The organism is Fodinicola feengrottensis, from assembly GCF_039530045.1.
GTDB classification, from domain to species: domain Bacteria; phylum Actinomycetota; class Actinomycetes; order Mycobacteriales; family HKI-0501; genus Fodinicola; species Fodinicola feengrottensis.
Genome location: NZ_BAAANY010000001.1, coordinates 196,814 through 216,602 on the forward strand (window position 1 = coordinate 196,814; position 19,789 = coordinate 216,602).

The 19,789-nt window shown below is 63.6% G+C and carries 20 protein-coding genes; 8 read left to right on the forward strand and 12 right to left on the reverse strand.

Annotated elements, in window-relative coordinates:
* Nucleotides 1-287: 287 nt before the first annotated feature.
* The 6 genes from ABD301_RS00945 to ABD301_RS00970 all read left to right on the forward strand — a co-directional run bounded on the left by ABD301_RS00945 (nucleotide 288) and on the right by ABD301_RS00970 (nucleotide 7,371).
* A complete protein-coding gene (locus ABD301_RS00945; protein WP_344306222.1) occupies nucleotides 288-1,535 on the forward strand; it encodes a hypothetical protein in 1,248 nt (415 codons plus the stop codon).
* A complete protein-coding gene (locus tag ABD301_RS00950; protein WP_344306224.1) occupies nucleotides 1,525-2,811 on the forward strand; it encodes a cytochrome P450 in 1,287 nt (428 codons plus the stop codon). Before ABD301_RS00945 ends, ABD301_RS00950 begins: the two co-directional genes overlap by 11 nt.
* Nucleotides 2,812-2,895: 84 nt before the next feature.
* On the forward strand, nucleotides 2,896-4,128 hold the full coding sequence (locus ABD301_RS00955; protein ID WP_344306225.1) for an LLM class flavin-dependent oxidoreductase: 1,233 nt from the start codon (nucleotides 2,896-2,898) through the stop codon (nucleotides 4,126-4,128).
* A gap of 5 nt (nucleotides 4,129-4,133) precedes the next feature.
* Nucleotides 4,134-4,931 carry an alpha/beta fold hydrolase gene (locus ABD301_RS00960; protein WP_163569878.1) on the forward strand — a complete coding sequence of 266 codons (798 nt, stop codon included), beginning with the start codon at nucleotides 4,134-4,136 and terminating at the stop codon, nucleotides 4,929-4,931.
* Between the two features lie 58 nt (nucleotides 4,932-4,989).
* Nucleotides 4,990-5,874 (forward strand): alpha/beta hydrolase, encoded by an 885-nt coding sequence (locus ABD301_RS00965; protein WP_425551874.1) that lies wholly within the window; start codon nucleotides 4,990-4,992, stop codon nucleotides 5,872-5,874.
* A gap of 54 nt (nucleotides 5,875-5,928) precedes the next feature.
* Entirely contained in the window at nucleotides 5,929-7,371 is a 1,443-nt protein-coding gene (locus ABD301_RS00970; RefSeq protein ID WP_344306230.1) for an ATP-binding protein, read from the forward strand.
* Nucleotides 7,372-7,494: 123 nt separating this feature from the next.
* On the opposite strand, the gene ABD301_RS00975 is transcribed toward ABD301_RS00970, so the two are convergent.
* The 6 genes from ABD301_RS00975 to ABD301_RS01000 form a co-directional block, all read right to left on the reverse strand.
* Nucleotides 7,495-8,337, reverse strand: coding sequence for a ChbG/HpnK family deacetylase (locus ABD301_RS00975; RefSeq protein ID WP_163569879.1), 843 nt, complete (start codon nucleotides 8,335-8,337; stop codon nucleotides 7,495-7,497).
* 39 nt (nucleotides 8,338-8,376) lie between these two features.
* Nucleotides 8,377-9,294, reverse strand: a complete 918-nt coding sequence (locus tag ABD301_RS00980; protein WP_344306232.1) for an alpha/beta fold hydrolase — start codon at nucleotides 9,292-9,294, stop codon at nucleotides 8,377-8,379.
* Nucleotides 9,295-9,411: 117 nt separating this feature from the next.
* Complete coding sequence (locus ABD301_RS00985) at nucleotides 9,412-10,173, reverse strand: ABC transporter permease (protein WP_344306234.1); 762 nt, start codon at nucleotides 10,171-10,173, stop codon at nucleotides 9,412-9,414.
* The gene (locus ABD301_RS00990; protein ID WP_344306236.1) at nucleotides 10,170-10,943 is read right to left on the reverse strand and encodes an ABC transporter ATP-binding protein; all 774 of its coding nucleotides are present in this window, start codon (nucleotides 10,941-10,943) and stop codon (nucleotides 10,170-10,172) included. Before ABD301_RS00990 ends, ABD301_RS00985 begins: the two co-directional genes overlap by 4 nt.
* Nucleotides 10,944-10,953: 10 nt before the next feature.
* The gene (locus ABD301_RS00995; RefSeq protein WP_344306238.1) at nucleotides 10,954-11,796 is read right to left on the reverse strand and encodes a pentapeptide repeat-containing protein; all 843 of its coding nucleotides are present in this window, start codon (nucleotides 11,794-11,796) and stop codon (nucleotides 10,954-10,956) included.
* A gap of 12 nt (nucleotides 11,797-11,808) precedes the next feature.
* Nucleotides 11,809-12,138 (reverse strand): PadR family transcriptional regulator, encoded by a 330-nt coding sequence (locus ABD301_RS01000; protein WP_163569882.1) that lies wholly within the window; start codon nucleotides 12,136-12,138, stop codon nucleotides 11,809-11,811.
* A 178-nt stretch (nucleotides 12,139-12,316) separates the two neighbouring features.
* On the opposite strand from ABD301_RS01000, the gene ABD301_RS01005 reads away from it, so the two are divergent.
* Entirely contained in the window at nucleotides 12,317-12,643 is a 327-nt protein-coding gene (locus ABD301_RS01005) for an HNH endonuclease (protein ID WP_163569883.1), read from the forward strand.
* 63 nt (nucleotides 12,644-12,706) lie between these two features.
* On the opposite strand, the gene ABD301_RS01010 is transcribed toward ABD301_RS01005, so the two are convergent.
* The 5 genes from ABD301_RS01010 to ABD301_RS01030 form a co-directional block, all read right to left on the reverse strand.
* Nucleotides 12,707-13,060: a hypothetical protein gene (locus tag ABD301_RS01010; protein WP_344306241.1), complete on the reverse strand. Its 354-nt coding sequence runs from the start codon at nucleotides 13,058-13,060 to the stop codon at nucleotides 12,707-12,709.
* Between the two features lie 29 nt (nucleotides 13,061-13,089).
* The gene (locus ABD301_RS01015) at nucleotides 13,090-14,364 is read right to left on the reverse strand and encodes an ABC transporter substrate-binding protein (RefSeq protein WP_163569884.1); all 1,275 of its coding nucleotides are present in this window, start codon (nucleotides 14,362-14,364) and stop codon (nucleotides 13,090-13,092) included.
* Between the two features lie 10 nt (nucleotides 14,365-14,374).
* On the reverse strand, nucleotides 14,375-15,208 hold the full coding sequence (locus tag ABD301_RS01020; protein ID WP_344306244.1) for a carbohydrate ABC transporter permease: 834 nt from the start codon (nucleotides 15,206-15,208) through the stop codon (nucleotides 14,375-14,377).
* Nucleotides 15,205-16,140, reverse strand: coding sequence for a carbohydrate ABC transporter permease (locus tag ABD301_RS01025; protein WP_344306246.1), 936 nt, complete (start codon nucleotides 16,138-16,140; stop codon nucleotides 15,205-15,207). Before ABD301_RS01025 ends, ABD301_RS01020 begins: the two co-directional genes overlap by 4 nt.
* 112 nt (nucleotides 16,141-16,252) lie before the next feature.
* On the reverse strand, nucleotides 16,253-16,585 hold the full coding sequence (locus ABD301_RS01030) for a rhodanese-like domain-containing protein (RefSeq protein WP_163569885.1): 333 nt from the start codon (nucleotides 16,583-16,585) through the stop codon (nucleotides 16,253-16,255).
* A gap of 58 nt (nucleotides 16,586-16,643) precedes the next feature.
* Here ABD301_RS01030 and ABD301_RS01035 point away from each other — a divergent pair, with 58 nt between their 5' ends.
* Nucleotides 16,644-17,258, forward strand: coding sequence for a TetR/AcrR family transcriptional regulator (locus ABD301_RS01035; RefSeq protein WP_344306248.1), 615 nt, complete (start codon nucleotides 16,644-16,646; stop codon nucleotides 17,256-17,258).
* Here the strand turns inward: ABD301_RS01035 and ABD301_RS01040 are convergent.
* Nucleotides 17,239-19,782: a PEP/pyruvate-binding domain-containing protein gene (locus ABD301_RS01040; protein ID WP_344306250.1), complete on the reverse strand. Its 2,544-nt coding sequence runs from the start codon at nucleotides 19,780-19,782 to the stop codon at nucleotides 17,239-17,241. The genes ABD301_RS01035 and ABD301_RS01040 overlap by 20 nt on opposite strands.
* Nucleotides 19,783-19,789: the final 7 nt, after the last annotated feature.

Here is a 19,789-nt window from a genome sequence, read left to right on the forward strand (position 1 = left end):
TTTGGCGAATCGGCCAAGCCGCGACGATGCGACCGCCGGTCCACTGACCGACTCCGTCCACCAACCGACAGTCCCCGTCAACCAATCGGTGGATGCGGGACGCTGGTCTCCCTGATTCGCCTCACCAGTGACCACCGGAAACCATCGACAGCGGCCGGGAAAATAACTATTCTGGCGGCGCAGTAGTGCCAGGTAAGGCCGTCCGTTCGACCCTGACAGCGGGAAAACACGCCATGACAAATGTCATCGAAAGACGTCGTTACGCTCTGCGTGCTACTCGTGACGCATTGGCTGCGAACCTTGATCGCTACCTGCCAGACACCACCCACCGGGACTACTTCCGATGGGCACTGTCCGACCAGAATCCAGACCAGGCGCTGTTCTGCCGGATCATCGCGCTGGATCAGCTCGCCCATTTGACCACCGCGGTGCTTTCCGACATTGGCGGCAATGACGACTGGCCTACGTTGGTAAACCAGGCGCTTCCGGTAAACCTTTACCAGGTTTTCGAAGTGGTCTCCGACAACCTGAGCCTCGGGCTTGCCGACGTACGCGCCGACGACGACTCCGAGCTGCGGGACCTGGTCGTCGCGTTCGACACCGTCGCGGCCGACGACCTCTGCCATCCCACCTCCCGGCCGGCCACCGAGCTGCTCGCACACCTGAAAGCGCCCACCCACCAGGTCTCCAGTTTCGCGCAGAGTCTCGCTGAGCGGTTCCATTCCACCATCGCCCAGAAGTACGCGGCCAGCGTGGGAAACCTGGATCTCGACGTGCTCGAACACACGGTGTGGAGCGGGCTGGTCGCCAACATCGAATCCGGCCGGGATGTGCTCGCCGCGCTCGCCGGCACGCACGCGGAACCAGCGATGCGGGCCCGGACGATCGAGCGCTACGAGGCGGTCGACCGCACGCTCACGACCCTTCGACTGTCCCGTGACGACCTGGTTTTGACCAGCACGCAAACCATCCTGGTCACCCCCACTCTCGGCTACTTCGGCACCGTTTTCGGGGAAATCCTGGGAGATGATCCGGGCTATCACGCGGCTCTCGACGACGGATCGCTGCTGGCCGCCTTCGACACCGGGTCTTTGCTCGTACGCCTGCAAAATGACATTGGGACACCGCTGCTGCTCATGCCCAGGACCGAAAGAACTGCGTTCCTCCAGCACCTGCGAGACCGGGCCGAGCCTTTGGACACTGCCATCTCCCTGCTGACCAAAGCGGTCAACGAACCGGTGCTCAACCGGTTCCGCAAGGACCTGCTCAACGGAGAGTTCAACATCTGCCTTTACGAGGTTTATCGGTCCGACAGTCTCCGGACGGGCATGGACGCCTTCGCCAATGGCCTTGATTTCTTCGCTGATCTCTACGCCAGGAACAAGGTGGCATTCGGCGAGCAGCTGACCGACCTCGACGGCCGGTTGCACGATCACCGGACGACGGTGATGGCGAGACGATTCGTCGATTTCCACGAGAAGATGTATACCCAGGCGTACGACGACTATGACATGGCCGGCGATTATGCCGTCTAGCCAGGAAATTCCGGTCGCACCCGGCCGTTTGCCGCTGCTGGGACACTTGCCAGCGCTGGTGCGCAGACCGCTGCCGTTTGTCCGGTCACTGCGCCAATTCGGTGATGTCTCCACCGTCTACTTGGGCACCACACCGGCCTATTTAGTGCATAACACGGACCTGATCCGGCGGGTCCTGGTAGCCGACGCGGGGCATTTCGACAAGGGTGTGCAATACGAGAAGTTGGCCACCCTGCTGGGAAATTCGCTGGCGACGACCAGTGGGACAGCACATCGAGACCGGCGCCGGCTGATGCAGCCGGCGTTTCACCGCGAACGCGTCGCACAGCACGAAGTCACCATGCGCGAGGCGACGTTGGAGCTGACCAAGCAGTGGCGGCCGGGCGACGTGATCGCGATCGACGATGCGATGCGCGCCCTGGCACTGACAATCGTTGCCCGCGCACTGTGCTCGGCGGACTTGGGCAGCGATGCGGTGACCACCATCCAGCAAGACCTGCCCGCGGTCCTTCGGGGCGTCGCGTGGCGCGTGCTGCTTTCCAATCGTACGCTGGAAAGCCTTCCGCTTCCGGCCAACCGTCGCTTCACCGCGGCCAACAACCGGTTACGCAGCGTGGTTTACCAGGTGGTCCAACGCTATCGGGCGGCCGGTGTGGACAACGGCGACCTGTTGTCGCTGCTGCTCAACGCCCGCGACCCGGAAACAGGCCAGGCCCTGGACGACAACCAGGTCCGCGACGAAGTGGTCAACATTTTGTTCGCTGGCACCGAAACCACCGGCAACGCGATGGCCTGGCTGTGGCACGCGCTCGGCGCCCATCCGGACGCGGAACGCCAGGTCCAGGCCGGCGACTCGGCCTTTGTCGACCGGGTTGCCCGCGAAACGCTGCGCCTCTACCCGCCGCCGTGGCTCGTCTCTCGGCGCGTACGCGAGCCGCTCCAGCTTGGTGCGTACGAACTGCCCGCCGGTTCCCAGGTGCTCTTCAGCCCTTACGCGGTGCAACGAGACCCGGCCAGCTACGCCGACGCCGACCGCTTCGATCCGGACCGCTGGCTGCCCGAGCGCGCGGCGCAGGCGCCGCGGCACGCCTTTCTGTCTTTCGGTGCGGGGCCACAGAACTGTGTTGGCGAGGGCTTCGCCACCCTGGAGATGGCGACCGTGACCAGCACGATCGCAGCCCAGTGGCGGCTGGTTCCGGTGGGCGACACCAAGGAAAAGGCCTCCGCCACGCTGCTTCCGTCGCGGCTCCAGATGCGGGTCGAACGACGGGCTTGACCAGGGCCGTTGACAGACATCGCGACGGGACGTTACATAGCCTGTGACAGGTGAACCGCGGCACCGCGCGACCGGAGGTCCAGCGTGAAGGCGATCATGTTCCACCTGATGCCGTATAGGGACCTCCCGGCCGACTTCGAGCAACAGCACGAAAGCATCTGGGTGACGCCACCGAACACCACGCTCTGCGACCCGGCGATGGTCCATCAGTACTACAACTGGAATCTCGACGAGCTGGAGCTGGCGGACAAGCTGGGCTTCGATGGTGTTGGTGTCAACGAACACCACCAGAACGGCTATGGTTTCATGGCCTCGCCGAACCTGATGGCCGCCGCGCTTGCCCGTCGTACGCCCAATAACAGCGCGATCTGCGTGCTGGGCAACACTCTCGCGCTCTACTCGCCAGCCACCCGGGTCGCCGAGGAATTCGCGATGTTGGACGTGCTCACCGGCGGCCGGCTGCTGGCCGGTTTCCCAGTCGGCACTTCGATGGACGTCAACTTCTGTTACGGGATCACGCCAACCGAGACGCGACCACGGTTCCGCGAGGCGGTTGACCTGATTATCCAGGCCTGGACGCGGGAAGGACCATTCGCTTTCAACGGCGAATTCAACCAACTCCGATATGTCAACCCCTGGCCACAGCCGCTGCAAAAGCCATACCCGCCCGTGTGGTTAGCCGGCGGTGGCTCGGTGGAAACCTGGGAACTCGCCGCGCACCGCGATTTTACGTACAGCTACCTCAGCTTTTTCGGCTATCAGTTCGCGAAGAAACTGATGGACGGCTTCTGGGCGAAAATGGATGAGCTCGGCGTTGACCGCAACCCATACAGAGCCGGCTTCAGCCAGCTGATCTGTGTCTCGGAGACCGACGAGCGAGCCGAGCAGGAGTATCTCGATCACTGCTCGTACTTCTTCAACAAATGCCTGCATATCCCGTCGCATTTCATGACTGCTCCGGGCTACCGGACCCGGCGCAGTGCCGAGTTCGCGATCCGGACCGGCCAGCCCGGCGACCTCGCCGCGGCTGCCGCCGAAGAGAAGAACTGGAAGACGCTGACCGAAAGAGGCTTCGTGATTGGCGGCAGCCCGGACACCGTCGCGGAACAGCTCATCGAGGTGGCGAAGGGGCTGCGGGTGGGAAATTTGCACGCCTTACTGCAGATTGGCTCCATGCCGCATGACCTGACGGTCAAGAACATCACGCTGTTCGCCGAGGAAGTGCTGCCGCGGCTGCGCAAACTGTGGGCGGACGAGGGCTGGGACCACAAATGGTGGCCAAAAGGCGCTGCCGACCGCAATGCCGCGGCGGTCTGAGGGGGATGACAATGCCGATCGCCGCACCCGCACACGTCACCGAACGACTTCTGCCGTTGGCAGGTGGAAAGCTTCAAGGCCGAGTTTTGGTTGCCGGGAAGGGCGATCCGGTGCTCTTCCTGCACGGCACCGGCGGGCTCAGCTGGGATCCATTCCTGGAAGCGCTCGCCGCCGAGCACACTGTCTACGCGGCCGAGCATCCCGGCGCCAGAGATGAGGACGCTCTTCGCCAGTTGCGTGGCATCTGGGATCTGGTGCTCTATTACGACGAACTGCTGGACGTGTTGGACCTGGAAACCACTGCGGTGGTCGGACATTCCTTCGGTGGCATGGTCGGCGCCGAGCTGGCCGCGAACAGTCCGCGCAGGGTCCGAAAACTCGCCCTGCTCGCGCCACTCGGGCTGTGGCGAGACGACACACCGATCCTGGACCTGGCGGCGACCCCGGCCACCCGACTGCCCGAATTGCTGCTCGCGGACCCGACCGGCCCGCTGGCGATCGGCCTGTCCCCACCGGCCGACGACCCGCTGGCACTTTTCGAGGCCGCCATGCGGATGGCGAGCATCCTGCACTTCATCTGGCCCATCCCGGACAAAGGGCTCAAGCGCCGCCTTCATCGCGTACGAGCCGAAACGCTGCTGGTGTGGGGCCGGGAAGACCGGTTGGTGCCACCGGTCTACGCCGAGTCTTTCGCCGCTCTGCTGCCGAAATCCGACACTGTTCTGATCGATGGGGCCGGGCACCTCGTGCAGCTGGAGGCCATCGAAGCCGTACGCGAGCGGGTGCTCGCCTTCCTACGCTGACAGGAGTTCGGATGCCGCTGCACCCCCAGGTGCGCTACCTGCTCGAGGAAATGGCCAAATCGAAGGGCCGCCACCGCAGGACCTTACCGTCGAACAAAACCGCGAGATGATGAGCCAACTTGGCGAGTTGGCCGGCCCAGCGACCCCAGTCCACTCGGTCGTCGACACCTCGGTTCCAGGCCCGAACGGCGCTGTCCCAGTTCGGATTTACACGCCGTCCGAGGGAAAGCCACTGCCCGTACTGGTCTACTACCACGGTGGCGGATGGGTGATCGGCAGCCTCGAGACCCATGACCGCACCTGCCGATCGCTGGCGGTGGCCGCCGACTGCGTCGTCGTGTCGGTCGACTATCGGCTCGCTCCCGAACATCCCTTCCCAGCCGGCGTCACTGATGCGTACGCGGCGGCGGCTTGGGTCGCCGAGCATATCGGCGACTACGGTGGCGACGGATCTCGGCTGGCCGTGGGCGGCGACAGTGCCGGCGGCAACCTGAGCGCCGTGGTGGCACAGCTCGCGCGAGACCGCGGCGGGCCAGCTTTGGCTCTGCAGCTGCTGATTTACCCGGGGACCGACGCGGCCGACAACAGCCCGTCGATGATCGAGAACGCCGAAGGCTACCTGCTGACGAGACCTTTCATTGACTGGTTCATCAATCACTACCTGGAGAATCCGGCCGACATCGCCGATCCGCTGGTCTCTCCCGCGGTCACCGCCGACCTCTCCGGACTGCCGCCGGCGTTGGTGATCACCGCCGAATTCGACCCGCTCCGCGATCAGGGCACCGCCTATGCGAAGAGGCTCGCCGACGCCGGCGTGCCCACCGAAACTGTCGAATATGAGGGCATGATCCACGGCTTCTTCCAGATGACCGGTGTGCTCGACACGGCCCGGGACGCGGTCGCGAAGTCCGGCACCGCTCTCCGCGCAGCCTTCGCCAGCTAACTCCTGTCGACTGAACTACACTGAACTGTAGTTCAGTCGACAGGAGTTAACTCGATGACTGGTGGATTCGTCGGCCGTACGACCGAGCTTGGCCGGCTTGAGAGGCTGCTCAGCCGTGTCCAAGATGGACACCGTGACCTGCCTGGCGTCGCGGTTCTGCTGCGTGGGCGACGCCGGGTCGGAAAATCCCGCCTCGTCGAGGTGTTCTGCGAACGATCCGGTGTGCCATCGGTCTTCTTCCAGGCGAGCCAGGGCGCGAGCCCGGCCAGCCAACGCGCCGATTTCGCCGCCGCCATAGCGGAATCGCGCCTTCCCGGGCGGGATCTCTTCGCACCAGAAGCCGTCTTGTCCAGCTGGATGGCGCTGTTTCGTCAGTTGGCCGCCGCGTTGCCCGACGACCAGGGCAGCATCGTGGTCATTGATGAGCTGCCATGGTTGCTGGAGTCGGACCCCAGTCTGGAGGGGGCGCTGCAAACAGCGTGGGACACCCTCCTGTCGCGAAAGCCGGTCTTGTTCGTGCTGATTGGTTCGGATCTCGCGATGATGGAGCGCCTCGACGACTACGAACGGCCATTCCACCAACGCGGCACGGTGATGGTGCTCCCACCGCTGAGCCCGGCCGAGGTCGGGTCGATGCTGGCGCTGCCGGCCGCCGATGCTATCGACGCTTTTCTTGTCACCGGCGGACTTCCCTTGGTCTGTCAGGAATGGACGCCTGGCGACACCCTCGACGCCTTCCTCTGCGCAACACTGAGCGAACCCACCTCAGCTCTTCTCGTCTCCGGTGAACGCTCGCTGGCCGCCGAGTTCCCCGCCCATCTACAAGCGCAACACGTCTTGGCCGCGATCGGCAATGGTGAACGAACTTGGAGCGGCATCCGCGGAAAGCTCTCGACCGGCACCGACCAGATGGCGGCCAGCTCATTGACGAACTCGTTGCAGTTGTTGGAAGCAAAGCGAGTGGTCGCCGCAGAGACACCGCTGTCCACCAAGCCAGCGGAGAAGGACCGACGCTATCGGGTCGCCGACCCCTATCTTCGGTTCTACTTGGCGTTTCTGCGTTCAGGGCTTTCACTGGTGGAGCGAGGCCGAGCCGATTTGTTGATACGCCAAGTAAAGCGCTCGTGGACAGCGTGGCGGGGTCGCGCGGTGGAGCCGGTGGTAAGGGAGGCATTATTGCGCCTCGCCCCGGAACTTGGCTGGCCGGAGGTGGAGGCTGTCGGTGGCTGGTGGAATCGCCAGAACAATCCCGAAGTCGACCTGGTGGGCGCGGACCGCGCGGGCGTCGCCGGGAAGATTCTTTTCGTCGGGAGTATCAAATGGCACGCCAGCACACCTTTCGACCTCCACGACCACCACACTTTGGTACGGGACATGGCAATGATTCCCGGTGTCGATCCACAAACCCAGCCCATCGCGGTGAGTCGAACTCCGGCTGGCGATCTTCCGATCCGCTCTTTCACCGCGGATGACCTGATCGCGGCCTGGCCGGGCTAGTGGTCCGTCTTTGATTTGAGATGGCGGGTTCGGTGATCCAGAAGTCGGTCTGGGTGCGCCGGGGATCACTGCGGTAATGACAAAACCGGCATCACCCAGGACTGGGCCGATTACCGGGCCAAATCAAGGCCCAGGCCAGATTCGTTGGGCGGCTCGATAGTCCGTGACGAAGATTTCCTCCTCCTGAAGGATTTCCCTGGCCAGCGATGAGATGAGGAACTCGTAGTCGGTTCTTCGTACGCGCCAACCACCGGGATCGATCGCCTGAGCCTGCGCATCCCCCATCCCCGGATGCACGGCCCACTCGGTCAGCCCCCTTGGCACTTCACGCAGCAAGCGCGCATAACGATCCGCTTTGCCATCGAGATCAAGGCTGAAACTGTCCAGGAAATCGTGATCGACAACCGGCAAGCCCTGTTCCCGGAATCGCCCCAACGCGGGTTCGAGCCAGATCCGCACCGCCAGACCGTATTCCGCGGCCAGCGACACCGTCATCTCCAGAATATCCGTACGACCGCCGTCGGCGAGGCAATGCCAATCAAGATGCGTTGGTGTCAGGCCCGCGTCGACTACAGCGCGAATCTGCGCACGGAACTCAAGCTCGACCTCGTCGAGGTGCGCCTGGGCAAGCAGCGTGGGAACCTCTTTGGGGGTGAACAACGCACCAGTCTTGTCCAGTAGCGATGGCACCTTCTCAGCGGCGCTCAGTGGTCCCCAACGATAGTCGGTCGTGTCGCAGAAAAGGGTCAAGTGGATGCCGAACGGGATCTCCGGTCGGTCCCTGAGCAGGCATATCGCCGCCGGCGCGGCCGGGCACGGGACCATCAGGCTGCACGAGGTGGCAATCCCGTCCTCGATCGAGCGTACGACGGCTGCGTTGATCGCCGGATACATCCCGAAGTCGTCAAGATTGAGAATGAGCAACCGGGCATCAGCCGGAAACCCCAACAGCTCTGTCACGTTCATGGTCCTATTATCTGTGGTCCGTCCAGCGAATTCGCCGGGTTACCAACCGCGGAAGATCGCGGCCTTACCCTGCGCCGAGTTGATCATCGCTTCGTTGTCATGGCCGACCCCTGGCACCGTCGACAGATCCTGTGGAGCCGACGGATAGGCGGAGTGAATGGCCGAGAAGTAGAACTTTCCCCGCTCAAAACGGTTCTCGCCCTGAGCATTCGCCGGACACGACTCGTCCATGTCGCCGTTCTGTACGGTGTCGGCTTCACCCAGCAGGTAGGTCACCTGACGCGAGGTGTACTGCTGCACGATCTTCTCGTCGCTCGACGTCCGCATGTAGCGATTGCGATTATCCAAGCCGTACTTGTAGTCGTTGTAGTCCGAGCAACCCGACGTACTGGCCGGCCGTGTGGAGTTCAAATAGAGGTACGACGACGGGTTCGCCACCACAATGTGGATGTTGGCGGCAATCGATGGCGCTCCCGCCGCGTACCGCTGGATGAACTGCGCGCCGGCTGAATGTCCCAGCAGGGTGATTTTCGTCAGGTGCGGGAATGTCGACTTGTCCGCCAGCTTCCGCAGGATCTGGTCGATCACGTCGTACGAGCTGAGGCCCTTCGGTCGGACCGCGTCGCCGCCGTCCTTCCACGATCCATCGCCACCATTTGTCCAGTACGCGTCCGAACTGGACGGCTTGTCGTCGTTGGTTTGGAACCAGGGTGCGACGATCTCGGCCTTGTCGCCGAACGCCGCCGCGGCCCGTTGCGTCAGCTCGAAGTAGTGCTCCGCGTTCCGCTCGGTGCCATGGATGACGACCACCGCGCCGGTGACCTTGGACGAGCCGGAAAGCGGATAGCTGGCGTAGTACGGCAATGTCACTCCGGGACTGATCTCCCAGCGATCAGGGCCATCCGCGGCAGCCTGACCAGGCGAAAACCCGACGATCACCAAGACCACGGCGACCATTGTCGCCATCCACCATTTTCCGCGCATCACACCCGTCCCTTCCGTTTTCGGGACAGTACGACGCGCACCCGGGACCTGTCCCCAAGCGATCTGGTTCTCTCGGCCGATCCGCTTGTCTCAGGCGATTTTGCGACGGTAAGCCACGACGGCGAGCACATAGCCGACAAGAAGAAGGCCCACGCACCAGGCGAGAGCTATCCAGATGTCGCTTCCGACTGGCCGCTGCTCAAACAACGCTCTGATCGTGTTGACGATCGAGGTGACCGGCTGGTTTTCGGCAAAGACGCGTACTGGTCCCGGCATCGAAGCGGTGGGCACGAACGCCGAGCTGAGGAATGGAAGGAAGATGAGTGGATACGAAAAGGCGATCGCCCCGTCGGTGGATTTCGCGGACAGCGCGGCGATCACCGCTATCCAGGTCAGCATCATCGTGAAGAGTACGAGAATGCCGACCACTGCGAGCCACGGCAGCACCCCGGCAGACGAGCGGAAACCCATGACGAGTGCCACCAGGATAATGACCACGACCGATATGGCGTTGGACACCAACGAGGTCAGGACATGTCCCCACAGCACCGACGAACGGGCGATCGGCATCGAGTGGAATCTTTCGAAGATGCCACTTTTCAGGTCGTTGAACAGGCGGAAAGCAGTATAGGAAATGCCACTGGAAATCGCGATGAGCAAGATGCCGGGCAGCAGGTAGTTCACGTAGTTGTCAGTGCCCGCCTTGATGGCGCCGCCCAGGACGTATACGAACAACAGCATGAAGGCGATCGGCATGATGGTCACCGTGATGATGGTGTCCATGCTGCGGGTGACGTGTCGCATGGAACGCTTGACCATCACGCGCGTACTGTTGAAGAAAGATGTGTTCATCGTTGCGCCTTCTTGTCGCTTCCGACTATCGCCAGAAAAATCTCCTCGAGGGTGGGCTGCCGTTCCACGTATTCGACCTTCGCCGGCGGGAGCAGCTTTCGCAGCTCCGCCAACGTGCCGGACACGATGATTGTGCCTTCGTGCAGAATCGCGATCCGGTCGGCGAGTTTCTCCGCCTCGTCGAGATACTGGGTCGTCAGCAACACGGTCGTCCCACTGTCAGCGAGGTTCTGGATCACCTGCCATACCTCGATGCGGGCTTCTGGATCCAGGCCGGTGGTCGGTTCATCCAGGAAAATGATCGGCGGGCGGCCGATAAGACTCATGGCGATGTCAAGGCGACGGCGCATGCCGCCGGAATATGTCGACACCCGGCGGTCCGCGGCGTCGGCGAGGCCGAATCGTACGAGCAGATCGTCAGCCACTTTGCGCGCACCTTTCACCCGCCGCAGCTCGGCGATCATGATCAGGTTCTCCCGGCCGGTGAGAACTTCGTCCACCGCCGCGAACTGGCCGGTCAGGCTGATCGATTCCCTTACCCGCGCCGGTTCCGACAGCACGTCGAATCCGTTTACACGGCTCGTGCCCTCGTCCGGCTTGAGCAGAGTACTGAGGATTCGCACGATCGTGGTCTTGCCCGCGCCGTTGGATCCGAGCAGGGCGAAAATGCTTCCGCTCGCCACCTCGAAGTCGACACCCTTCAGCACTTGCACTTCCTTATAGGACTTCCGCAATCCGTGAACCTGGATCGCCACGCCCTTCTCCTGCATTTTTAACTCCCTATTCCACGATCACGTTTGACAGGTCCGCACCCATGCCCTTGAGACCGGCGTACGTCAGCTTGTCCATTCGGGCTCCATCGAAAACAGTGCGGTATTTCTTGCTCCAGTAACGGAAGGACACATCCCGCAGCATCGCGCCACGGAACGTGACACCGGTCATCGCCGTCTTGTCGAATTTCACGCTGGTGAAGACCGCCCCATCCAGGTTCACGCCGCGCAGATCGGAGGCGGTGAAATCTACTCCGGTGAAGGTGCAGTTCTCGAAAGTCGTGCGCCGCAGGTCGGTCATGCGGAGCTTGACGTCCGTGAGAGCGACCTCGGCGAATCGGGCCTCGTTCAGACCTGACTTGCTGAAGTCCGTACGCACCAGTATAGAGCCACGGAATGTTGCTCGGGACAGGTCGATCACCGACATGTTCACATCGGTGAGATTAGCGCCGTCAAAATTCGAGTCCGCCACATCACTGCTCTTGAATGAACTGCCGGTCAGATCCGCGCGAGAGAAATCGGAGCCGCGCAACGCGCTCGATTCGAACTTCCGGTTCGGCGCCACCACGCCGGCGAAGTCGCTTCCCCTCAGATCACTGGCATCGAACCTCGTCACCAGTTGACGCTCGAGCGATCGAGAAAGGTTGGAGACCTCTCGTACGGTCTGCTCGATATCGCCAATGCTGTCAATGGTCAACTCGAAAGCCGCCGCGTCGTCCTTGCCCTCAGCCTTGAGCTCAAGGAACCGTTCGTGTAGATCCGCGAGAAGGTCGGCCTTCAGCTCGGTGATGCTCTTCGCACCCTCGTACGGAGCAAAAACGCCGTCCACGTATTCGTTCAGTTTGTCGCTCATCGATTTGTCTCCTCAGACCAATGTGTCAAGCACGCGCTTCGCGTACTCCCAGTTGCTCTTATTGCGGGCATAGGTCGCCCTGCCCTTGTCGGTGATCCGGAAGTATTTGCGCCGGCCACCTTGGGACCCCTCGCCCCAATACCACGTGATGTCGCCGTCCGTCTCCAAGCGCCGGACACTGGAATACATCGTGGCTTCCTTCAGCTCGTACTCACCGTGCGAACGCTCGGCAATCACCTTGACGATCTCGTAGCCATAGCAGTCCGACTCCGTCAACAGTCGCAAAATCATCGTGTCGGTATTCCCACGCAACAAATCGGATGTGATCCTGTTTGCGCTCATCTCACCACCTCCGATGCACAACGTACGCCCAAGTACTGTGCCTGTCAAGGTACTGGCGGCGACCTGGTACCTGGAGGCGTGCGGTACGGGTGGAACCCGGCGAATCGGCTCGGGCTCGCCCTGCAAAGCGGTCAAGGAGGAGCGTCGGTCTTACAGTCACGGACCTATCCGCAACTCAGTGTTCTCCGCGGGCTATGGCCGTACGCGCTATCGCCCCACCAAGGCGCTACGCGACTTGGTCAACGCACGCGACCAACGATGCTGTGGCCCCGCCTGCAACCGACCAGCGGCGACCTGGGAATTCGACCACACCATCCCCTTCCGCGAACCGGAAGGCAAGACCGCGTACGACAGTGCCGGACCAGCCTGCAAATTCCATAACGACATCAAGGAACACGGCTGGACGGTCACCCAGCCGACGCCAGGCCGGTTCCTTTGGACCAGCCCCACCGGTCGTATGTACGACGTGACGCCCAACGACGAATACCCACCGCCACCGTTCTAAGCGTGTCTGCTGGACGGCGGGCTGGCTGGTTCGCTGGCTGACGCGCCGCAGGTAACCAGGCATTTAGAGGTCCCGCCACACGTGCGGATCCTGGTAATTGTGGCTGCCGTGGAAGAACCAGTCGGCGAGGTCGTCCAGTCGTTCGAGGCAGTCGTGGTGATAGCTCAGCGGTTCGGGTCGGGGAAAGTTCGGGTGCGATGTCCAGTCCCGTACGAATCGACTGACGTAGTGGAACCCGTCGGCCATCCACCGCTCCAACAGATCCTGACCTTGGCATCGCGAGCAGGCCGCTCGCATCGCCTGTTCCAAACGGCTGAAGGCCGCTCGATCCCATTCCAGCCGGGAGCGCAGCCCGATGAGGAAGCTGCCATCAGCTGCCTCGAACTCGTGCCTCAGCTCAGAAAAGTCGTCGTCCACGCGCCTGGTTTCCGTTGTTGGTCCAAAAGTCATTGGTTGACCTGGGACCAGCCTTTGGTGAGTTGTCCGGTCAGCTGGTCGAGGGTAATCTTGTTTCCGAGATATTGCTGAAAGGCAGGGGTGGCGATCTGGTCTTTCCAGCGCGGGTAGTTGGTGACGGACTGGAAGGGCGCGTCGGTCATGCTGGTGGCGCCGGCCAGGGTCTGCGACCAGCCGGATTTCCCGCCGGTGGCCTGGGAGATCGCGTCGCGGGCCGGGCCGGTGGTGGGGATCAGCCAGTCGCCCTGGCCGACCGCGGCCAGGTTCTGCGCCTTCATGAAATAGTTGATGAACTGGGTCGCCTCGGGAATGTGCTTACTGGTGGCCGAAACGGACAGCGTTTGGGGATCGGCCGCCTGGTTGGGTGAAGTGCCGGCGAGGCCTGGCAGCACCTGCCAGTGGAAGGTTTTCGGTGCCTCTTCGGTGATCTGCTGGGCGACGTAGCTGCCCGCGACGATCATCGCGTATTTGCCAGCGTAGAAGTCGGGAAGGATGTCGGTGCCGGACTGGGTCAGGGTGGTCAAGGCGATGGATTTGTCCACGTAGGCCATGTCGTGGATGCGCTTGGGCACCTGCGTTTCGGCGTCACCAACGGAAACCTTGGCGTCCTGTCCAGCCCCGGTGAAGAACTTGCCGCCGAAGTTCAGTGCCAGGCTCATCACCGCGGCGGTCGGCTGTTTCAGACCCCAGCCGAGGCCATAGACCCCACCCTTCGTCGCCTGCTTCGCAGCGGCGGCCAGGGTTTCCCAGCTCATCGTGCCGCCGGTTGGTACGGTCACGCCCTGCTTCTGCAGCAGATCGGTGTTCGCGAAGACAACGTACGACTGCAACAGGGTCGGCGCCGCGTACGTCTTGCCGTCCGTGGTCACCGTGTCCAAGATGCCCTTGGGCACGTTTGCCTTGACGTCCGGGGAAAGATACGGCCCGAGGTCGGCGAGGAAGCCCTGCTGGGCGAAGCCGGCGATGTCGGCCGCCTCGTCGTGGATGATCGTCGGGGCGGTGCCGCCGGCGAACTGGGTGACGAGTTGGTCGTGCACGGCGTCCCAGCTGCCCTGTTGGTACGTCACCTGGATCTTCGGATTCGCCTTGTTCCAGTCCGAAACGATCTTCTTGACCGCGGTGATGGTCGGTTTCTGGTACGCGAGGCTCTGGAACGACAGCGTCACCACGCCGTTCCTCAGCTCCGCATCACCACCGCCGCAGCCGGCCACCAGCCCGGACACCGCCGCACCGGCCAACGCGCCCATCAGCGCCCGTCGTTTCATCCGAACTCCCCTATCCCTTGACCGCGCCCGCGAGCAGGCCGGAAGTCAACCGCCGTTGGACGATGGCAAAAATGGCCAGGCTCGGCAGGGTGGCGAAAACCGAGGCCGCGGCGAGCGGTCCGAGGCTCACCTTGCCTTCCGCGCCGACGAACCGGGCCAGTACGAGCGGCAGCGTGAGCGTGTCGCTTTTCAGCAGCACCAAAGCGAAAAAGAACTCGTTCCACGCGGAGATGAAGGCGAACATCGCGGTCGCGATGATGCCTGGCCTTAGCAGCGGCAGCACCACGCTCAGCAGGATCCGCGGCCGGCTGGCGCCGTCGACCGCAGCCGCTTCCTCCAGCTCGATCGGCAGCGCGCTGACGTACCCGCGCAGCATCCACAACGCGAAAGGCAACGTCCACACCAAATAGACCAGGATCAACCCGGGAAGGGTGTTGAGCAAACCAATTCCGCGAATGATCATAAAGAGCGGGATCGCGATCAACACCACCGGAAAGACCTGGCTGACCAGGATCCACATGGTCGCGATCGGTCCCAACACACTGCGAAACCGCCCCAGTGCGTACGCCGCGGGCAACGCCACCACGATGGTCAGCAGCATGCTGCCAATCGCCACCACGGTGCTGTTCCAGGCCGCGCCGGGCAAGCCCTGCTGGGTAAAGGCTTCGACGTAATTGCCGAAATCGAATCCGCGTGGGATCAGGTGCGGCGAGACCGAGGCGAGCTCGGCCGGGCTCTTCAAAGAAACCGAGAGCAGCCAGAGCAGCGGGAAGGCCAGAAAGACCATGTATGCGGCCAAAGCGACGTACTGCGCGATCCGGCCGGCGAGCGGTGTCCGGTTCATTTGGTCCCTCGCAACGTCGATCGGAGGTAGACGATCAGCACGATGACGACCAACACGACCATCACGTCGCCCATCGCCGAGGCGTAACCGAACTGGCCGTAGCGGAAAGCCTCGTTGTACGCGAAAAGCATCGGCAACATGGTCTGCCCGCCCGGGCCGCCGGCGGTGAGGACGTACACCAGCGCGAAGGAGTTGAAATTCCAAATCACGTCCAGCGCGGTGATCGCGACGATCACCGGACGCAGTTGCGGGAGTGTGACACTGAAAAACCGCCGCACGGCGCCAGCGCCGTCGACGGCAGCGGCTTCGTGCAGCGAGGCCGGAATTGACTGCAGGCCAGCCAAAAGTGTGATGGTGGTTTGCGGCATTCCCACCCACACACCGACCGCGATGACCGCCGGCAACGCATACCGGAAGTCTCCCAACAGATTCACCGAACCGTCCACCAACCCGGCGGCCGAAAGGGTCGAGCTGACCGGCCCGACGGTCGGGTCCAGGAGGAGTTTCCAGGTGATGGCAATGATCACCGGCGGCATCGCCCAGGGAGTGAGTGCGAGCGTACAGACAAGCCACCGCAACCGCAGGTTTTCGTTCAGCAGCAGGCTCAAGCCCATCGCCAACAGAAACTGCAGGCCGGTCACCGCGACCGCCCAGATCACCCCGATCCGGAACGAATTCCAGAACAGGTCGTTGCCCCACAGCCGGCCGAAGTTGTCCAGGCCGGTGAACCGCGTGGTGGCGCCGAGGCCGAGCTTGGAGTCGGTGAAACCCAGCGCCATGCCCTGCACCAGCGGGACCACGCTGAGCAGCAGGATCGGGACGAGGGCCGGCAGGACCAGCAGCCACAGGTCGCCTTTGGGCTGCCGGCCACCGCTGGAGCGACCGCGGACCGGCGGCCTTACGGCCGGCGCGGCGACCTGTTCGGTCGTCACGAGGACGCCATGGGCGCGTACGGACAAGCGATCACGGCGGCCCCCGATGACGACGGATCCAGCAAAACTTCAAGCGCTGCTTACCGAACGGCGAGGGAGATTGTCAAGCAGGTCACACTCCGCTGCCCTCGACCGGCAACCCCGCCTCGGTCCAGTCCTGGATGCCCTCGGCGTATTTGCGGACGTTCGTGTAGCCAAGCTTCTCCAGCCCGGCGGCCACCCGACCACTGTTCGCGCACGCGGTGTTGGAGCAGTACGTGACGATGGCGGCGGTTTTGTCCGGCAGCACCGCACCGGCCTGGACGGCGAGGTCAGCCTCGACCAGCGGGACAGCGCCGGGCAGGTGCGCACGCTCGTAGTAGGACCCACCGAGCGCGTCCACCACGGTGACGGCGTCGGTGTCGATGAGCTTCTGCAGCTCGTGGCGGGAAATGGTCGCGGTCATGGTCGTTCCTTCGTGTCGGTGATGGTGACCCGAGCCCATCTGGACTAGAGTCCGGTTCATGTCTGGAGACGTTAGCGGACCACAGTCCGGATCGTCAAGAAGCCTGCCCGTGCTCGGCTCCGGCGTGGTGGTCGAACGGGCCGACGCGGCCCGGAACAGGCTGAAGGTGCTGGCCGCCGCCCAGCGACTGTTCGCCGAGCGCGGAGTGGCCGAAGTGTCGATGGACGACGTAGCGGCCGCCGCTGGCGTCGGCAAGGGCACCCTCTACCGCCGGTTCGGCGACAAGGGCGGCCTCGCGATCGCACTGCTGGACGAGCAGGAGCGCCAACTGCAGGCGGCGATCCTCAACGGACCGCCGCCGCTCGGGCCGGGCGCGCCAGCGGACGTACGCATCAAGGCTTTTGTCAGCGCGTACGCCGAATTCCTCGACGAGCACGGAGATCTCGTGCTGATGTCAGAGACAAACAGCCTCGGTGCCCGCTTTCGCGGTGGCTCGTACCAGTTCTGGCGCCTGCACCTGACCACCCTGTTCCACGAGTTGTCGGTCGATCACCCGCACGTCCGCGCGGAGTTGTTGCTGGCCCCGCTGAGCGCCGAGTTTTACCAGCATCTGCGCGAAACTCTGCCCGACCGGGCGGCGCTGGCCGTGCTTCTTACCCGGCCAGCAGGGTGACGGTGCCGTGTTCGCCGTCGACGCGTACGTGGTCGCCGGTGTGCAGCCGCATGGTGGCGTTGCCGCAGCCGACAACGGCCGGGATTCCCAGCTCGCGGGCCACGATGGCGGCGTGCGAGAGTGGCGCGCCCACGTCGGTGACGACCGCGGCGGCGCGTGGGAAGAGCGGGGTCCAGCCGACGTTTGTGACTGTGGTGACAAGAATCTCGCCCGGTTGCAGCTGATCGCCTTCGTCCATGGTGGTGAGGACGCGTACGACACCGTCCACCACTCCCAGCGCGCCGGGGAAACCGGTGACGGCGTCACTGACCGGATGCACCGCATCGGTGGCATCAAAGACATCGCCGCGCCGGTCCGGGTCGGCGGCCCACTCGAACGGGTCGAACGCGCCACGGATGACAGCCGGGTACGGCGGCAGCGCACTATAGCGGCGGTACGTTTCGCGGCGCGCTGGCACCTGCGCCAAAGCCCGCTCATCGCCGGCCAGCAGTGCCAGCGTTTCGTCCAGGCTCAGGAAAAAGACGTCGTCGCCGTGACCGGTCAACTCGCCGGCACGCAGCAGGAAGATCCGCATCGCCCAGAACCCGCGAATCACCTCTGACCGGGCATGTTCGCGGCCCCGCGCGACATTTCCACCGTGCTCCAGCTGTCTGGCGATTTTTGGCGCTTTCTTGGGGAAACGCTGTTCGAGCCGCTCCCAGGCGGCCGTGCGAGCGGCCAGCTGACGGGCCAGCAGCTCCTCGGGTTTGACAGTATTGGTAGCGAAACCAGCGAGCTGGCGGTCCAGCCAGTGCGGGTCCTCGGCCGGTCGCGGCACCGAGACCTCGAACTCGTCCGGGCACCGGTGACCGTGGTCTCGTGCGTACGTCTGCGCGTCCATCTCACCGCGCGCGACCTGCGCCAACCCGAGCAGCGGGCCAAGACTGGCCAACCCGCCGCTGCCCGCGTTCAGGCCGGTCAGCAGCGCGTTCGTGTCGGCTTCACCGACGAGTTTGCGCAGCGTACGAGTGAAAGTCAGCGGGCCGGACTCCAGTTTGGTGGCCGCTTCGAGCAAATAGCTGGACTGCAGGAAATAGTCGTGGACCTGAGCGTCCCAGAGTTTGCCCAGCTCGGCCGGCGTCGCGGCGGCTTCGATCCGGGCCCGGATGCCCTGGAATCTGGTCGGTGCGGCCGCCAGCAGCTCGGGCAGGATTTTCTTGTTCGCCCGTACGCGTTTGACCACCGCCAGCGAAGTCGGGATCAGCCGGCGCAGCATCCACACTCGCGGCAGCGGGACTATCGGCAGCTGAACACCTTCCGGGATACGACCGAAAACATCACCAATCATGCCCAGAATGCGCTTCGGGGTGACTCCGAACCGGGCCGGGATCGACAGCGACATGCTGAGGTTCATGTAGAGCCGGCCGCCGATCTGGCCGTAGCCAAGCATCCCGTCGATCGCCGTGGTCGCCATCGCACAACTCATGAAAATCCGCATCAACGACCAGGTGGCCGGCGTCATGACGCTCGGCACCGCTTCACCGAGATTCGCGTTGGTCCAGAGATAGTCGCCGTCCAGACTGTCGTTCCAAGCCTCCAGTGCCAGACTTTTGGCTGGCAGGCCGGTAATCGGCCGGGCCTGCACGATGAAGGGCCGCCCCTGGTGCACAGCCCATTCGATGTCCATCGGCCGCTCGTAGAGTTTTTCAATGCGTACGCCCAAAACGCTCAGCTCGCAGGCCTGTCGATCAGTGAGCACCTCGGCTCGACGCAGCTCGACCGGCACCGGCTGTTCCTGGGTGCCGTCGGCGGTCCGTACGGTCATCGCCGCTTTTTCGCTGGTACGGCGGTGCACAACCGCGCCGGACTCGCGGTCCACCGCGACAGTGTCCGGAGTGACCAGCCCGGAGACGACCGCCTCGCCGAGCCCCCAAGCCGCATTTATCAGCACTTGACTGGAATCCCCGGTCACCGGGTCGACGGTGAACATCACGCCGGCCGCGTCCGCTGGCACCAGTTCCTGTACGACAACGGCCAAGGCCACGTCTTCGGACCCGATCTGATGACGGGCCCGATAGCCGATGGCACGGGCGGTCCACAAGGACGCCCAGCATCGCTTCACCGCGTCCACCACCGCGGTTTCCCCGCGAATGTTGAGATAAGTGTCCTGCTGGCCGGCGAAAGACAGCTCCGGCAGGTCTTCCGCGGTGGCCGACGAACGTACCGCGACCGCGATGTCCCCCAGCAGCGCATACGCCTTGACAATCGCCTCGACAAGCTCGGCCGGAATTTCCGCGGCGGCGAAAAGCGCGGCGATCCGCTCGGCGGCGGCATCCGGCTGATTCTCCTGGATCACAGCCAAAATCTGGTCCTGCAGGCTGTTGTACGCGACAAAAGCGCGATAGGCAGCGGTGCTGAGGTGGAATCCGGGTGGCACCGGTAGACCGGCGACGGCCAGCCGGGCCAGCGACGCCCCTTTCCCACCCACCAGCGCCAGCTCGGCGGCCGGATCGTCCAGCGGTACGACGAAACGTTCCTCGCTCACGAAGAGC

Coding starts and splice junctions, on each gene's coding strand:
- ABD301_RS00950 (WP_344306224.1), top strand. CDS start 1,525: ATGCCGTCTAGCCAGGAAATTCCGGTCGCACCCGGCCGTTTGCCGCTG.
- ABD301_RS00970 (WP_344306230.1), top strand. CDS start 5,929: ATGACTGGTGGATTCGTCGGCCGTACGACCGAGCTTGGCCGGCTTGAG.
- ABD301_RS00975 (WP_163569879.1), bottom strand. CDS start 8,337: ATGAACGTGACAGAGCTGTTGGGGTTTCCGGCTGATGCCCGGTTGCTC.
- ABD301_RS00990 (WP_344306236.1), bottom strand. CDS start 10,943: ATGCAGGAGAAGGGCGTGGCGATCCAGGTTCACGGATTGCGGAAGTCC.
- ABD301_RS01015 (WP_163569884.1), bottom strand. CDS start 14,364: ATGAAACGACGGGCGCTGATGGGCGCGTTGGCCGGTGCGGCGGTGTCC.
- ABD301_RS00995 (WP_344306238.1), bottom strand. CDS start 11,796: ATGAGCGACAAACTGAACGAATACGTGGACGGCGTTTTTGCTCCGTAC.
- ABD301_RS01020 (WP_344306244.1), bottom strand. CDS start 15,208: ATGAACCGGACACCGCTCGCCGGCCGGATCGCGCAGTACGTCGCTTTG.
- ABD301_RS00980 (WP_344306232.1), bottom strand. CDS start 9,294: ATGGTCGCCGTGGTCTTGGTGATCGTCGGGTTTTCGCCTGGTCAGGCT.
- ABD301_RS00960 (WP_163569878.1), top strand. CDS start 4,134: ATGACAATGCCGATCGCCGCACCCGCACACGTCACCGAACGACTTCTG.
- ABD301_RS00985 (WP_344306234.1), bottom strand. CDS start 10,173: ATGAACACATCTTTCTTCAACAGTACGCGCGTGATGGTCAAGCGTTCC.
- ABD301_RS01000 (WP_163569882.1), bottom strand. CDS start 12,138: ATGAGCGCAAACAGGATCACATCCGATTTGTTGCGTGGGAATACCGAC.
- ABD301_RS01030 (WP_163569885.1), bottom strand. CDS start 16,585: ATGACCGCGACCATTTCCCGCCACGAGCTGCAGAAGCTCATCGACACC.
- ABD301_RS01035 (WP_344306248.1), top strand. CDS start 16,644: ATGTCTGGAGACGTTAGCGGACCACAGTCCGGATCGTCAAGAAGCCTG.